Annotated in this window: 17 protein-coding genes; 4 read left to right on the plus strand and 13 right to left on the minus strand. The window is 73.6% G+C overall.

Features of this window, described 5'->3' with window-relative positions; genetic code table 11:
• Positions 1 to 40: 40 nt before the first annotated feature.
• Together FHX45_RS05290 and FHX45_RS05295 are read right to left on the minus strand one after the other, a co-directional pair.
• Complete coding sequence (locus FHX45_RS05290; RefSeq protein WP_167097158.1) at positions 41 to 295, minus strand: hypothetical protein; 255 nt, start codon at positions 293 to 295, stop codon at positions 41 to 43.
• A 285-nt stretch (positions 296 to 580) separates the two neighbouring features.
• On the minus strand, positions 581 to 1,834 hold the full coding sequence (locus FHX45_RS05295) for an RsbRD N-terminal domain-containing protein (protein ID WP_167097160.1): 1,254 nt from the start codon (positions 1,832 to 1,834) through the stop codon (positions 581 to 583).
• Positions 1,835 to 1,892: 58 nt separating this feature from the next.
• On the opposite strand from FHX45_RS05295, the gene FHX45_RS05300 reads away from it, so the two are divergent.
• Positions 1,893 to 2,420, plus strand: coding sequence for a ribonuclease FAU-1 family protein (locus FHX45_RS05300; RefSeq protein ID WP_167097162.1), 528 nt, complete (start codon positions 1,893 to 1,895; stop codon positions 2,418 to 2,420).
• Positions 2,421 to 2,722: 302 nt separating this feature from the next.
• On the opposite strand, the gene coaE is transcribed toward FHX45_RS05300, so the two are convergent.
• Positions 2,723 to 3,907, minus strand: a complete 1,185-nt coding sequence (coaE, locus tag FHX45_RS05305; protein WP_167108451.1) for a dephospho-CoA kinase — start codon at positions 3,905 to 3,907, stop codon at positions 2,723 to 2,725.
• A 153-nt stretch (positions 3,908 to 4,060) separates the two neighbouring features.
• Here coaE and FHX45_RS05310 point away from each other — a divergent pair, with 153 nt between their 5' ends.
• Complete coding sequence (locus FHX45_RS05310; RefSeq protein ID WP_167097164.1) at positions 4,061 to 4,273, plus strand: hypothetical protein; 213 nt, start codon at positions 4,061 to 4,063, stop codon at positions 4,271 to 4,273.
• A gap of 66 nt (positions 4,274 to 4,339) precedes the next feature.
• Here FHX45_RS05310 and FHX45_RS05315 read toward each other — a convergent pair whose 3' ends face one another.
• The 5 genes from FHX45_RS05315 to FHX45_RS05335 all read right to left on the minus strand — a co-directional run bounded on the left by FHX45_RS05315 (position 4,340) and on the right by FHX45_RS05335 (position 10,435).
• Positions 4,340 to 5,545, minus strand: coding sequence for an LCP family protein (locus FHX45_RS05315; RefSeq protein ID WP_167097166.1), 1,206 nt, complete (start codon positions 5,543 to 5,545; stop codon positions 4,340 to 4,342).
• A 267-nt stretch (positions 5,546 to 5,812) separates the two neighbouring features.
• Positions 5,813 to 5,983, minus strand: coding sequence for a hypothetical protein (locus FHX45_RS05320; RefSeq protein WP_167097167.1), 171 nt, complete (start codon positions 5,981 to 5,983; stop codon positions 5,813 to 5,815).
• Between the two features lie 102 nt (positions 5,984 to 6,085).
• Complete coding sequence (locus FHX45_RS05325) at positions 6,086 to 8,401, minus strand: ATP-binding protein (protein ID WP_167097169.1); 2,316 nt, start codon at positions 8,399 to 8,401, stop codon at positions 6,086 to 6,088.
• Positions 8,402 to 8,410: 9 nt separating this feature from the next.
• Complete coding sequence (locus FHX45_RS05330; protein WP_167097171.1) at positions 8,411 to 9,472, minus strand: alpha/beta fold hydrolase; 1,062 nt, start codon at positions 9,470 to 9,472, stop codon at positions 8,411 to 8,413.
• Between the two features lie 105 nt (positions 9,473 to 9,577).
• A complete protein-coding gene (locus FHX45_RS05335) occupies positions 9,578 to 10,435 on the minus strand; it encodes an SMP-30/gluconolactonase/LRE family protein (RefSeq protein ID WP_167097173.1) in 858 nt (285 codons plus the stop codon).
• Between the two features lie 112 nt (positions 10,436 to 10,547).
• On the opposite strand from FHX45_RS05335, the gene FHX45_RS05340 reads away from it, so the two are divergent.
• Complete coding sequence (locus tag FHX45_RS05340; protein WP_167097175.1) at positions 10,548 to 10,925, plus strand: nuclear transport factor 2 family protein; 378 nt, start codon at positions 10,548 to 10,550, stop codon at positions 10,923 to 10,925.
• Here FHX45_RS05340 and FHX45_RS05345 read toward each other — a convergent pair.
• A complete protein-coding gene (locus FHX45_RS05345) occupies positions 10,883 to 11,713 on the minus strand; it encodes a class I SAM-dependent methyltransferase (protein WP_167097177.1) in 831 nt (276 codons plus the stop codon). The genes FHX45_RS05340 and FHX45_RS05345 overlap by 43 nt on opposite strands.
• 72 nt (positions 11,714 to 11,785) lie before the next feature.
• Here FHX45_RS05345 and FHX45_RS05350 point away from each other — a divergent pair, with 72 nt between their 5' ends.
• On the plus strand, positions 11,786 to 12,379 hold the full coding sequence (locus FHX45_RS05350; RefSeq protein WP_167097179.1) for a TetR family transcriptional regulator: 594 nt from the start codon (positions 11,786 to 11,788) through the stop codon (positions 12,377 to 12,379).
• Positions 12,380 to 12,652: 273 nt separating this feature from the next.
• On the opposite strand, the gene FHX45_RS05355 is transcribed toward FHX45_RS05350, so the two are convergent.
• The 4 genes from FHX45_RS05355 to FHX45_RS05370 are packed head-to-tail and all read right to left on the minus strand — an operon-like array spanning position 12,653 to position 13,809.
• The gene (locus tag FHX45_RS05355; protein ID WP_167097181.1) at positions 12,653 to 12,829 is read right to left on the minus strand and encodes a hypothetical protein; all 177 of its coding nucleotides are present in this window, start codon (positions 12,827 to 12,829) and stop codon (positions 12,653 to 12,655) included.
• Positions 12,829 to 13,170, minus strand: a complete 342-nt coding sequence (locus FHX45_RS05360) for a DUF3140 domain-containing protein (protein WP_167097183.1) — start codon at positions 13,168 to 13,170, stop codon at positions 12,829 to 12,831. The genes FHX45_RS05355 and FHX45_RS05360 overlap by 1 nt, the downstream gene beginning before the upstream one ends.
• Before the next feature lie 4 nt (positions 13,171 to 13,174).
• The gene (locus tag FHX45_RS05365; protein ID WP_167097185.1) at positions 13,175 to 13,393 is read right to left on the minus strand and encodes a DUF3618 domain-containing protein; all 219 of its coding nucleotides are present in this window, start codon (positions 13,391 to 13,393) and stop codon (positions 13,175 to 13,177) included.
• Positions 13,390 to 13,809: a phage holin family protein gene (locus tag FHX45_RS05370; protein WP_167097187.1), complete on the minus strand. Its 420-nt coding sequence runs from the start codon at positions 13,807 to 13,809 to the stop codon at positions 13,390 to 13,392. Before FHX45_RS05370 ends, FHX45_RS05365 begins: the two co-directional genes overlap by 4 nt.
• Positions 13,810 to 13,862: the final 53 nt, after the last annotated feature.

The raw sequence follows: 13,862 nt of genomic DNA on the forward strand, positions 1-13,862 counted from the left end.
AGTAGGCGGGCCCACCGACAATTTTCAGCGTGGCGGGGTTTCAGCAGGCCAGGCGCCGATCGCGGGCGGCGCGGGCCAGGCACGCCTCGCACGGCATGCCGCAGATGCGCTCCAGCAGCTCGGCGCTGCCGCACCGGATCGGGGCGCCGCAGCGGGCGACGAGGACCTCCGGGATGGGGCCGGTCTCCGGGATCGGGACGAGGTGGCACACCCGGTCGCGTTCACCCCCGGCGCCCGGCCGCAGCCGCACGAGCGCCATCACTCCGGTCGGTTCGGCGTACACGACGTTCCCCATACGGAGATCGTAAACCGGAATAATCGTGGAATCTTCGTGCCCTCGGCCCAATCCTCCGGTCGGGTACTGGTCTTGAGAGACGAAAGCGGGACGACGCGGGCGGACGCGAAGCGGCGCGGACAGCAGCGATGACGCGAATGACGGCGCCGGTGGTTCCCGCGGGCGGGCAGCAGGCTCAGTGGGCTCGGTGGGCTCAGCGGGCTCGGTGGGCTCAGCGGGCGGACGACGAAGGCCATGACGACGGGACCTCCGGCAGCCACGGCCGCCGGCCCGTGCACCGGGGACCTACGGCGCGGTCAGCACGGCCGCGCCGAGCCGGTGGCACAACCGCAGCGCCAGTTCCACGTCAAGGCGGTTCTCGGCGACCGGGCGGCCCAGCATCTCCTCCGCCTTGCGCACCCGGTACTGCACCGAGTTCTTGTGCATCGTCAGCTGGGTGGCCGCGGCGGTGTAGCTGCCGCCGGTGGACAGGAACACCCGCAGCGTCTCGCGCAGCCGGGCGTGGTGCTCGTCGTCGGTGGCGAGCTGGTTGAGCGTGTCGGCCACCCAGCCCCGCGCGGCCGCGATGTCACCGGCCATCAGGGCGATGGCGCCGACGTCGCGGAAGGTCAGGAACCGGTCGCAGTGCTCCCCCGCGGCGAAGGCCAGGTTGTAGACGCGCTGGGCCTGCCGGTGGCTGCGGCGGAACCCGTCCACGCCCGCACCGGGGTCGCCGAGCACGAACCGGACGCCGGGGTCGGCCTTGTCGAGCACCTTCCGGACCCGCTCCTCGTCCGGCATCGCGGCCCGCTCCAGGGGGAACCAGACCCACGCGCACATCTCGTCGTTCGGCACGAACAGCGGCGCTCCGACGCTGGGCAGCCCGCCGGCCAGCTCGGTCGCGACCGTCTCCAACGCGCCGAGAACGTGGCCGCCCGGCGGGAGGGGCGCCTGCCACACGATCATCGCCAGGTGGGTGCCGCGCAGGCGGTAACCGAGGCTGGTCTCGCTGGTGTCGGTGGCGCCGCCCTCGATCAGCGTCCGCACCCGCGCGGCGCGCACCGCGCTGCGGTTGACCAGCCAGCGGTCGCGCTCCTCCTGGTAGGCGGACACCGCCTGCTGCGTGACCCGGTCGATGAAGGCGAACGCCTCGGTCAGCGCGTGGCTCATCATCCCGCCCACCACGGCGGGGTCGCGCTCCAACCGCACCGCCTCGGGCAAGGCGTACTCCAGCAGCGCGGTCTGGCCCAGGTAGTAGGCGCGGATCAGGTCGACGACCGGGGTGCCGCGCTGGGCGAGGCGGCGCGCGTACTCCGTCGCGGCGGCGGGCGCCTCCACGCGGCGCGGATCGATGCCGTGCTGGAAGATCCGCAGCGCGGTGTCGACGTTCTGGTAGACGCTCGCCGACAGCAGGCTGACCACGCTCTCGTCGTCGTTGACCAGGTTCGGGAGCTCACGCGCGTACACCTGCACGACCTTCTCGGTGAGCTCGGTGGCCCGGTCGGCGAGCAACGCGGCCACGCGCGCTACTGCCTCGATCGCGTCTGCCTCGTCCGCCACGCGATCACCCTACCGCCGCGACAATTCCGTTCTGCCTGTAAACCAGCAGAATGGAGCCATGACCGCGCACGCCGGGACGATCCACTCCCCCAAGATCGAGACCTTCGACGTCGCGAACCGGACCAACACCGACCCCAAGGGCATCGCCCGCGCGGTCGAGGAGTACCGGGTCGAACCCTTCGGGCTCTACCTCGCCCGCCACACGCCGGGCCGGGCCCAGTTCCACTACCTGGAGTCCTGGCTGCTGCCGAGGCTCGGGCTGCGCGTGACCGACTACTGGTTCCGCCCCGGGCACGAGCGTGATCAGGACTTCTACCTCGACGTGGTCTCGGTGGAGCGCGACGGCGCCACCTGGCGCACCACGGACTGGTACCTCGACCTCGTGGTGCGCGAGGGCGAGCGGGTCGACGTGCTCGACACCGACGAACTCCTCGCCGCCACCGGCGCCGGGCTGCTCACCCCGCGCGAGGCCGAACGCGCGCTGGCGATCACCTACGGCACGGTCGACGGCCTCGCGGCACACGAGTACCGGCTGGACCGCTGGCTCGCCACCCGCGGCGTCCAGCTGACCTGGCGCCGGCGCTGATCCCGCCCGGCCCGCCGGCGGAGAAGTAGTTGACGTTCGAGGGCAACCGAACCGCCCCCGGCCGCGTCACAGTTGCGGAGCTCGCCCGCCTTCCGGTGTGCACCACCGCGGGGGCGGGCCGGCTGCTGCCGCTCGTCAGGCGGGGCCGCCGCGGCGGTTCCGGCGACGAGCGCGGTTTCCCGGCGGCTGGTCGGCATCTGCTTGGGGGTATGCCGACCAGCCGCCGGCACTCCGCGATCGGTGGGTGGTTCCGGGTCACCGGGGGGTGGTGTCCACACGGGACGGACGGCGGCCGCGCCGCGTCAGGCCGACCAGCCGGTGCGCTCCGCCCACTCCTCGGCGCGCGTGAAGGCGGCGTTGACCCAGCCCTGCTTCTCCTCGGCGTAGCCGTCCACCGAGCAGTCCTGCGCGTGGGCCCGCGCCAGCTCGGCCTTCACCGCGGCGTAGGCGTCCCGCTCGGCCGGGTTCGCCCGCAGCCACGCGGCGAACAGCAGTGCCAGCCGCCACGCCGGAGTCGCGGTGCTGCGCACGTGGACGTTGACCGGCCGCCCCGGGTCGGCGCCGTAGTGGAACCGCTTCGGCCATGGCCGTCCGCCGCCCTGCGGGTCGTCCCACCACTCCCCCGCGGCGCGGAGGAAACCGCCCTCGGACAGCACGTCGGCGAACTCGTCCGCCTGCTCCAGCGTCGACACGGTCACCTGGAGGTCGAGGACGTCCTTCGCGGGCAGCCCGGGCACCGACGTCGAGCCGATGTGGTCCACCCGCAGCGCGCGGCCGGCGGTCAGCAGCCGCAGCCGGGCGAGCGCGCGGGCGGCCTGCGCGGGCCACGCCGGGTCGTAGGGCACCAGCTCGGGCGCCCGCGGCGGACGGGGCCGGCGCAGGCGCACGTTCTCCTCGAACGGCACCAGCCGCTCGGTCCACAACCGGTCCACCTCGGGCAGCACCGCTCCGGCCGGCCCGGAGTTGTCCAGCCACACGTCGGCGACCGCCCGGCGCTGCTCGTCAGCGGCCTGCGCGCGGATCCGGGCGCGGGCGTCCTCCTCCGGCATCCCCCGCTGTTCGATCAGCCGCCGCACCCGGGTCTCCACCGGCGCGTCCACGATCACCACGAGGTGGTAGTTCGGCGCGTACCCGCCCTCAACCAGCAGTGGCACGTCGTGCAGCACGATCCCGTCCGGCGGCACCGCGGCCATCCGTTCCGCGGTGCGGGCGCCGATCAGCGGGTGCAGGATGCCGTTGAGCCGGCCGCGGGAGTCCTCGTCCGCGAACGCCTTCGCCGCGAGCGCCGGGCGGTTCAGCCCGCCGTCCGCGGCCAGGACGTCCGCCCCGAACGCCTCGACGACCTTCGCGAGTCCCTCGGTGCCCGGTTCCACGACCTCGCGCGCGATCGCGTCGGCGTCGATGTGCACCGCGCCGTGCTCCACGAGCCGCGCCGCGACGGTCGACTTCCCCGCGCCGATTCCTCCGGACAGTCCCACCCGCAGCATGATTCGCATTGAACCAGACACCTCGATCGGGTGTCCTTTACTCCCTGATCGGCTTGTGACGGAAACGAGACTGGTGACACGCCGGGGTGCTACTACGCTTCCCGCCGTTCGTTGCGTACGGTGCGCGCGGAAGGTCGCCCACACGGAGGAACGATGTCGCGGAGCAAGCACACCGGGAGGCACCGCCTCGGCACGCCGGGTCTGGTGCACTGCGTCCTGCATCGCCCCGTGGCACTCGCACTGGAGGAGTACCGGCGCACCTGGCTGACCGCGCTGCTGGTACCGGCGAAGCACAGCCTGGCCGGGCTGAAGCGCCGGGCCAGCGCGGCGGCGCTCGAACGCGCGTGGGCACCCGCCACCACCTGATCGCCTCCCCCTGACACCACGAGGCCCCGCCGGGAACAACCCGGCGGGGCCTCGGTGAACCACGCGCTAGTTCACGCAACCCGACATGTCGGTGCTGGAGGTGGGCGGGACCGGCGCGGCCGGGGTGGTGGCCGGGGCGGGGGCGGCATCCGCGGCCTGCCTGGCGACGGTCGTGGGCGTCGCGGAGGTGCTGGCGGTCGCCGGCCCGGTGCGGCCCATCAGGGCGGCGAGGAAGTCGCGCACCTGGCCGGGGTCGACCTGCACCGCGTCACCGTCATCGGGGGTGGACAGGCTCAGGCTCTGCACCGGGATCGTGGCGAAGGTGATCGCGCCCGCGGACAGGTTGTGCAGCTGCTCGGCGAAGGTGAGCACGTCCCAGCCCTGGTCGAGGACGACCGACTGGCGCACCGCGTCGACGAGCGCGGACAGCCGCGACGGGTCGGTGAGGGTTCCGCTGCCCAGCACCACCTGCGCCATCCCGGACAGGAACGCCTGCTGCCGGGCGATGCGGTCGAGGTCGCCGCTGGGCAGCCCGTGCCGCTGCCGCACGAACGCCAGCGCCTGCGCACCGGACAGCGTCTGCTTCCCGGCCGGGAAGTCGGCGCCGGAGTAGGTGTCGTGCACCGGCTCCTTCAAGCAGACGGGCACGCCGCCGACGGCGTTGCTCAGGGCGTAGAACCCGGCCAGGTTGATCGCGGCGTAGTGGTTGATGGCGAGCCCGGTGAACTCCTCGACCGTCTCGATCGTGGTGCGCGCCCCCGCCGCGTCCGCCTCGCGTTCCAGTTCCGCCCCGCTCACCCCCTGTGCACGCAGGGTGCTCAGCGCGGCCTGCTTACCGTAGGTGTACGCCGAGTTGATCTTGTGCTTGCCGTATCCGCCGGCAAGCTGCACGTAGGAGTCGCGGGGGATGCTGATCGCGGTGGCCGAGCCGCCACCCGCCGGGACGTGCACGACCATCATCGTGTCGGTGGTGTCCCCGCCGTCGCTCGCGTCGCCGGCGTGCAGCTGGTCGAGCAGGCTCTGCGGCAGCGGATCACCCTGCGCGTCGGTGCGGGAGTCGAGGCCGACGAGCAGGATGTTCTGGTCCACCGACAGGCTCGGCCCGGCCGGGACCCGGGCCGAGGGCGCGATGACGTTGGCGGTCGCCAGACCGCTGTCCAGCCGGGACAGCTGGGTCCAGGCGTAACCGGTGCCCGCGAGCACGAGCAGTGACGCCAGCCCCACGGCGGTGTAAGCGGCCGGGCGCCAACGGTGACGCGGAGCAGACGACATCGTCACTCCTTGTCTGCGCAGCACCGTGCGTTCCCTTCGCACATCACTCCATCCAGCTAACACCAGGATCCACGAAAAAACTGATGGTTTGCTGTGAAAATTGGCGTGCGCAGACACGAAGGCCGCCCCGATGCGGGGCGGCCTTCATGCCGGGGGATGGAATGAGCGCGGCGGGGTGCCGGAATATCGCGGGCAGGCTGGGCACGAGCCCGCCGCGCTCGACCGACCGGCGCGAGGGGGGAGGGCGCCGGGCGGCTGGACCGGGGATCAGGAGGCCGCGGAGGTGGTCCCGGCCGAGCGGGCGAGCGCCCAGGACGGCGGACCGCACTGCGGCCGCCATGTGCCCAGGTGCACCCACTGCCGTCCCCAGCTGTACCCGGCGAGCACCACCTGGCGGTGGCACCGCGGGCAGGGCTGCGGCGGCGAATCGACCTGCATGACCATTTCCTCCGGTGTTCGGTTTCGGTCGCAACTACCAGAGTGCCTGCCGCACCGGCCCGGGAAACCGGGAGTCTTACGCATTTGGGTACGTAGACCGGGCTACGTACCGTCCTCGCCGGCGCGCTGTTCGGTGAGCCAGGCCGCGATCTGGGCACGCGAGGTGAAGCCGAGCTTGGTGAGGATGTTCTCCACGTGCGTCTCGGCGGTGCGCTGCGCGATGACCAGGCGGGCGGCGATCTGCTTGTTGCTCAGCCCGTCGGCGACCAGCTCGGCGATCTCGCGTTCCCGCCGGGTCAGGCCACCGGGACTGCTCTCCCGCGACCGCCGCGCCGGCCGGGGGCCGGCCGGCTTCTCCGCCAGGGCGTAGGCGATCGCCTCGTCCACGCCGCCACCGCTGGTCGCGGCGAACGCGGCGTGGTAGGCGTCGTCACCCAGTGCCTCCCGGGCGCGCGCCTCGCACTCCTGCTCGAACTGCTGGTGCGGCCGGGTTTCGGACACCGCGGCGCCGCTGAGCCGCCAGATCGCGGACGCCGCGCCGAGCAGGCCGGCGGCCCGCTCGTGCTCGCCCCCGGCGCCGGCGCACCACGCGAGCGCACTGAGGTTCAACGCCAGCTGGGTGCGGTCCGTCAGCCGCATCCCGATGGCCTCGCGCAACAGCGCCGACGCCCGGCGGTGGTCGCCGTGCCGCCAGGTGTGGATGGCCACCGCCCACAGCGCGTAGGCCTTGGACCAGTCGGCCTGGTGCGTCTCGCACAGCGCCAGGGCCTCCTCGGCCACCGGCAGCCCCGCGGGCTCGTCCAGGTAGAACAGCACCGCGGCCAGCAGGATCAGGGTGTTGCACACCTGGGCCAGGTCGCCGGTGCGCCGGAACCCGGCCAGCGCCTGCTCCAGCAGCTGCCGTCCGCCCACCAGGTCACCGAGGTAGAAGGTGCCCGCCCCGGCGCACTGGGCCCACCCGGCGCGCAGGCCGTCATCGTCCAGGGCTTCGGCCAGCTCGCGCAGCTCCGCCAGCATCGCGCGGGCCGGCTCCTCGTCGCCGATCTGGATCGCCGCGAACGCCGCGCCCTGCACCGCCCGGGCGTGCACCAGGAGGTCGCAGCCGGCGTCGCGCGCCAGCGACGCCCGCAGCCACCGGTAGCCCTCGCGCACGTACCCGCCCGCGAACCAGTAGTCCCACAGCGGCCCCGTGATCTCCGCGGCGCGGCAGGCACCCTCCGGTCCGCCGCTCATGCAGTGCTCCAGCGCCACGCGCACGTTGGGCTGCTCGCGCCGCATCCGCTCCACCCACTCCAGCTGGTGCGGGCCGAAGTTCTCGTCGCGGTAGCGCCGCGTCAGCCGCACGACGTAGTCCACCTGCGCGCCGCGCACCGCCTCCTCCCGGCCGGACGCGACCAGCTTGACGTCCCCGAACTCGCGGAGGGTCTCCAGCATCCCGTACCGCGCGGAGCGCCCGAAGGTGCCGTCCAGGCGGGCCAGGATGGACTTGTCCACCATGCCGGCGACCAGGTCGAGCACCTCACCGGCGTCGATACCGGCCGCGGCGCACACGGCCTCGGCGGCTTCCAGGTCGAATCCGCCCGCGAACACCGACACCGCCTCCCACACCGCCTGCTCCGCGCCGGTGCACAGGTCGAAGCTCCACGCGATCGCCGCCTCCAGCGTCTGCTGCCGGCCCGGCGCACTGCGGCTACCGCCGGTGAGCAGCCGGAACCGGTCGTCCAGCCGCTCGAGCAACTGGCCGAGCGAGAGCACGCGCAACCGCACGGCGGCGAGTTCGAGCGCGAGCGGGATGCCGTCCAGGCGGCGGCAGATCCGCACGACGGTGTCGCGATTGGACGAGTCCACGGTGAACCCGGGCACCACGGCGGCGGCGCGCTCGGCGAACAGCGTCACCGCCTCGACCGCCGGCTCACCCGCGGAGGGCACCGGCAGCGGCGGCACCACGAGCACCTGCTCGCCGTCGGCACGCAGCAGCTGCCGGCTGGTCGCCAGCACCCGCACCGAGGAGGTGGCCGACAGCAGCTTCGCGACCAGCACCGCGCACGCGTCCAGCACGTGCTCGCAGTTGTCCAGGACCAGCAGCACCCGCTGGTCCTCGAGGAACTCCGCGAGCCCGGCCACCTGCGCCCCGGCCTGGTCGGTCAGGCCGAGCGTGGTGGCGATGGTGTACGCCAGCAGTGCGGGGTCGCGCAGTTCGGCCAGCGGCACGAACCACACGCCGTCGGGGAACGCCCGGCGCACGTCGGCGGCCGCGCGCAGCGCCAGCCGGGTCTTCCCGACGCCGCTCGCACCCGTCAGCGTCACCAGCCGGGCGGAAGCCAGGAGGCGGCGGGTTTCGGCGAGCTCGCGGCGCCGCCCCACGAAACTGGTGAGCTCGCTGGGAAGGTTGCCTGCGCCGCGCGTGACGTCGGGCATCACCCGATTCTATGCCGGTGCCGGGCCCGGTCCGGCCGGGCGCGACCGGGCGTGGTGCCGCAGCAGCGCGACGATCCGGTCGTTGACCTGATCGGGGTACTCCATCGGGAAGGCGTGCCCGGCGGCGGGCAGGACGACGAGTTCGGCACCGGGCACCGCGCCGGCGATGGCCTCGCTGTGCGCGGGCGGTGTGACGGCATCCTCGGCGCCGGCCAGGACGAGACAGTCGACGCGGTGGAGCGCGGCGAGCGCGGCGACCTTGTCGTGCACGCGGAACTGCGGGAAGAAGTCGGCCAGCACGTCCAGGGGCGTGGCTTCGATCATTCCGGCGAGGAAGTCGGCGACGTGCGGCGGCACGTCGGAGGCGAACGCGTGCCGGGCCACCAGCGCGCCGGTCAGCTCCCGCAGGGCACCCACCCGCGGTCCGGCGCGGTGCAGCGCCGCCAGCACCCACGGGGCGAGCCGGTGCAGCACCCGCATCCCCGGACGGGGCAGGCCGAGGTCGCCCAGCACCGGCTCGGCGCTGGTGGCGAGCAGGGCCACCGCGACGACGCGCGGGCCGAACAGGTCCGGGTACTGCTCCGCGAGCGCCATGATCGTCATGCCGCCCATCGAGTGCCCGGCGAGCACCACCGGCCCGTCCGGCGTGGTCTGCTCGAGCACCGCCCGCAGGTCGCGGCCCAGCTGGTCGACAGTCGCGTGGGCGGCCGGCCCGCGCTGGGAGCGGCCGTGCCCGCGCTGGTCCCACGTCACGACGCGGGCGTGGCGGGCCAGCTCGGCGGTCTGGAAGCACCAGCTCGCCGACGACAGCGCGTAGCCGTGGCACAGCACCACGGTGACCGGCGCGGTCGCGGCGCCCCGTTTGTCGGCGGGCAGGATCCCGGCGGGCAGGATCTCGGCGTGCAGGGTGACGCCGTCGTCGGCGATCACCGTCCGGGCCGCGCCGGGAACCGGGTCGGCCAGGACGGCCGGCTCGGGGCGGCCCAGGGTGCCGGTGACGGCACGCACGGCGGTGCGGGTCAGCGCGAGCCCGGCCACCACGCCCAGTTCCACCGCCTTCACCGCGCGCATGTCTTCCCTCCGGTGCGCCACCACGACGGGTCCGAGCCTGCCCGCCCACCGGCGGCCGGGACACCGGGAAAGTACGTAACCGGCTACGGAGCCCCTGAGGCGACCTCAGCAGCCGGAGTAGCGGTGCGCGGGCATCCCGCGCACCCCCGGCCGCACCCGGAACAGGGCACCGGCCTCCGGCTGGGTGCCCTCCCCGACCCCCTGGCGCGACGTCGTGATGTACAGCTCGGACAGGTCCGTGCCGCCGAAGGTGCACGCGGAGACCTGGGTGACCGGGAGCGCGACCCGGGCGAGCTGCGCACCGCCGGGCGCGTAGCAGTGCACCGCGCCGCCGCCCCAGAGCGCGACCCACAGGTTGCCCTCGGCGTCGACGGTCAGGCCGTCCGGCGAGCCCACGTCGGCGGGGATGGTGACCACCGGGCGGCGGTGCGTCAGCCCGGCCGCGGCCGTGTAGTCGAAGGCGTCGATGCGGCCGGTCGCCGTGTCCACGTAGTACGCCGTGCCGCCGTCCGGGCTCCAGGCCAGGCCGTTGGAGATGGTCACACCGGTGAGGACGGTGGTGATCGTGCCGTCCGGGTCCAGCCGGTACAGCGCGGCGGCACCGGGGGTCTCGTCGTAGGCCATCGAACCGCAGTAGAACCGGCCGTCCGGATCGCATCCGCCGTCGTTCATGCGGATGCCGGGGTCGCTCCAGACCTCTCCCAGCGGCCGCACGTCCGCCAGCGTCGCGTCGGCGAGCGCGAATCCGCGTTCCACCGCCACGACCACACCGCCGGCCACGCCCGGGCGCAGCGCCGCGGCGACCGACCCGACGTGGTGGCGGCGGACCTCGTCGCCGTCCAGTTCCAGCACGTCCCCGGCGAGCATGTCCACCCACCGCACGCTGGGCCACTCCGGCGCCCACACCGGGCCTTCGCCGTGCTCGGCCACCGGTGCGGTCACCTGGTCCACAGTGGACGTCATGTCGGGCCTCCCTCGCCAGGCGCCCGCTGGAAAGCCGGCGGGACGCGTTCCCGGGTCGTGCCGACGGTATCCGCCGACGCCCGTCGCCGCACCCGGGCATAAGGTCTCGACCATGGATACGAGCTGGGCGCGGAAGTTCACCGAGGACTGGGTCACCGCGTGGAACGCGCATGACCTGGAGTCCGTGCTGGCGCACTTCACCGACGACGTGGTGTTCACCTCGCCGGTCGCGGCACAGCTCGTGGATACCGCGGTGATCCGCGGCAAGGACGCGTTGCGCGCGTACTGGCGCGAGGGCCTGCGCCGGATCCCCGATCTGCGCTTCGAGGTCGTCGGCGTCTACTCCGGGGTGGACATGCTGGTCATCAACTACCGCAACCAGAAGGGCGGTCTGGTCAGCGAGGTGCTGCGGTTCGACGGCCCACTGGTGCGCGAGGGCCACGGCACCTACCTCGGCGAGGACTCGAACCCGGCCGGCGCGACGTCCTGACCGGTGCGCACCGCCACCACCGCCAGGGTGGTGTAGTCCATCGTGAAGCCACCGCCGAGCGCGTCGACGGCGGTGCCGACCGCGTCCAGGATCTCGGCCCGGACGGCGGGCGCGAGCCCGGTGAGGCCGCCGGTGGTCGCCAGCAGGTCCAGCCATTCCTCGCGGGTGTAGGGCCGGGCCCAGTCGAACCGCCACTGCTCCGGTTCGCCGAACCCGTGCCCGGCGGCGATGTGCTCGGCGAACCGGGCGAACCCGGCCCGGTGGAAGTCCACCACGTTCCCGGAGGGCTGCGCGGGGAACGGTGAGCCGGGCACCAGGCGCCGGTAGGCCTCGGCGAACGCGTCGGCCACCGGCGGCGGTGGCGCGAAGACGTGCGCGAACACCGCGAGCAGACCGCCCGGGCGCAGCACTCGTGCCGCCGTCGCCGGACCGGCCACCGGGTCGACCCAGTGCCAGGACTGCCCGGCCACGACCGCGTCGAACACCCGGCCGGCGGGGTTCCAGTCCTCGAAGGTGGACACCTCCACCTCGACCCCGCCGCGCCGGGCGAAGTCGGCCATCCGCGGATCCGGCTCGACGCCGAGCACGCGGCACCCGGCCGCCTGGAACTGCCGGGCCTCGATGCCGGTGCCGCACCCGACGTTCAGGAACACGCGGCCCGGGGCCCCGGCGACGACGCGATCGATCAGTTCACGCGGATAGGGCGGCCGGGCGCGGTCGTACCGGTCGGCGTCCACACCGAAGGATTCCGCGATCTGCCGCGCTCGGTGCGCTGATGAAGTGGGCATGCGCCCACCATAATGGGCAGGTGCCCACATCCGCCATCGGGTACCCCCACGCGGATCGAGGACAATGAACACATGCCGACCGGGGTGCACATCCGCGACGTGCGCAAGCAGCTGTTCGACGCCGCCGGGCGCGTCCTGCTCCGGGACGGTGCGAGCGCGCTGACCAGCCGCGCGGTGACCGCGGAAGCCGGCGTCGCCAAGGGCGTGCTGCACCGGCACTTCACCGACTTCGACGCCTTCCTCGCCGAACTCGCCGGAGCCCGGATCGCCCGGATCGAGGACCAGGCCGCGGCCCTGCGCGCGGCGGCCGGGACCGGGACCGTGGCCGGCAACGTGACCCGGGCGCTGACCGAGCTGTTCGACCCGGTCGCCGTGGCCCTGACCCGGCTGGTCCTGTTCCGCGACGAGCTGCGCACGCGGCTGCGCCGCGGACGGCCGCACGGCATCCCGATCCTGACCGAGGGCACCGCGATGCTCGCCGCGTACCTCAGCGCCGAGTGCGAGCTGGGCCGGGTCGCGGCCGACACCGACGCCGGCTCGCTCGCGCCGGCCCTGATCGGCGCCGGGCACCTGCTGTTCACCGATCCGCGACCGCCGGAACCGGCCGACGTCGCCCGCGTCGTGGCGACCGTCCTCGCCGACGTGCTCCAGCGGCGCCTGCTCTGACCGGTCAGCCGGCTCAGGCGCGGCACCGCGATGCCGCGCCGAGGATCAGCACCAGCACGACCAGCGGCGCTTCTCCTCGGCCTGCTCCCGGGTGGACACCTGATCCGCGGCCTTCTTCGCGGTGACCGGGCGATGGGTGCCGTGGTGGGCGGCGGGGGCACCAAGAGGTCGAGTCGGCGAGGCGCCGCGGCTTGTGAACCCGCGAACACGACGCCGGAAACGGCGAACACGGCGACCGGACGGGCGAACACGGCGGCCGCCGGGGGGCGGGCGCTAGTGGTTGTCGGGGGGTCCGCCGGCCAGGGGCACGTCGGGGTCGTCGTCGGCCGGGGGCTCCGGGTCGCGCCACTCCTCCACGCGGCTGGACCGGTTGCCCTGCAACGTGCCGCGCAGCTCGGCCTTGAGCGCGTCGTCCTCGCGCGGGCTGTGCTTCTCGCTACCGCGTTCCATCAGCCGGCTCCCTTCAACGGGTCGTGCCCGATCGTCATCAGCCGGTGCCGCCAGTTCTCCTGCCCGGCGGTCGGCTCCAGGTCGTCCCGGCGCTCGGCGTGCACCTTCTCCACCACCTTGCGCATCACGCGTTCGTCGTCCTCGGTCAGGTCCGTGCGGCGCTTGCCGAGGATTTCCAGGACCCGCTGGCCGGTTTTGGTGCCCGCCTGGTCCGGCAGCTCCTCGCTGTGCGGGCCGGCCGAGCGGACCCGCAGCCAGTCCGCCAGCTCCCGGGAGGACATGTTCACCACGCGGTGGAACTCGTCCCACAGCGCTTCGTCCACATGCGACTGGGTCGTCATCGGGTCACCTCCGGGCGGTCAGCCTGCGCACCAGGACCAAGACCAAGACCAGGATCCCGAGCCCGGCACCCGTGCCCAGGGCGATCCGCTGGGTGCGGTGCGCGGTCTCCTTCATCTTCCCGGCCAGTGCCTCGGCGGTCTCGCCCAGCTCCTGACGGGTCAGTTCGAGGTCGAGGCGCGCTTGTTCGGCGTCGTGCGGGAACGTGTCGCGCTTGGCCGTCATCGGCGCATTCCCTCTCGTACGGCCGCCACGTCCTTGGGCAACCCGGACACGGCCTCCTGCGGCACCGGCGGCACCGCGCCGGACAGCTGCTTCTTGCCGATCAGCCCGGCCAGGCCGCCGATGAGCAGCAACGCGCCGCCGATGATCAGCGCCGAGGCCCACGCGGGCAGCACCAGCGCCAGCGCCAGCACCGCGGCGGCGATGAGGGTTCCCGCCCCGAACAGCGCGAGGATCCCGGCCGCACCGGCCAGGCCCGCGCCCGCGCCGGCCCGCTTACCCTTCTGCCGCAGTTCTTCGGTCGCCAGCCGCAGCTCGTCCCGTACCAGCCGCTGGACCTGCTGCGACATGTCCTGGACGAGCTGGGCGATCGAGCGATCTTCGACCGCCGTCGACCCGCGACCCGTGTCCTCACTCATGCGTCGCCTCCCTCGGAGTAGCTCGCAGTCCGGCTACCCGCGGGCGAGGAGCG

The organism is Amycolatopsis granulosa, from assembly GCF_011758745.1.
In the GTDB taxonomy this organism is placed as follows: Bacteria; Actinomycetota; Actinomycetes; order Mycobacteriales; family Pseudonocardiaceae; genus Amycolatopsis_E; species Amycolatopsis_E granulosa.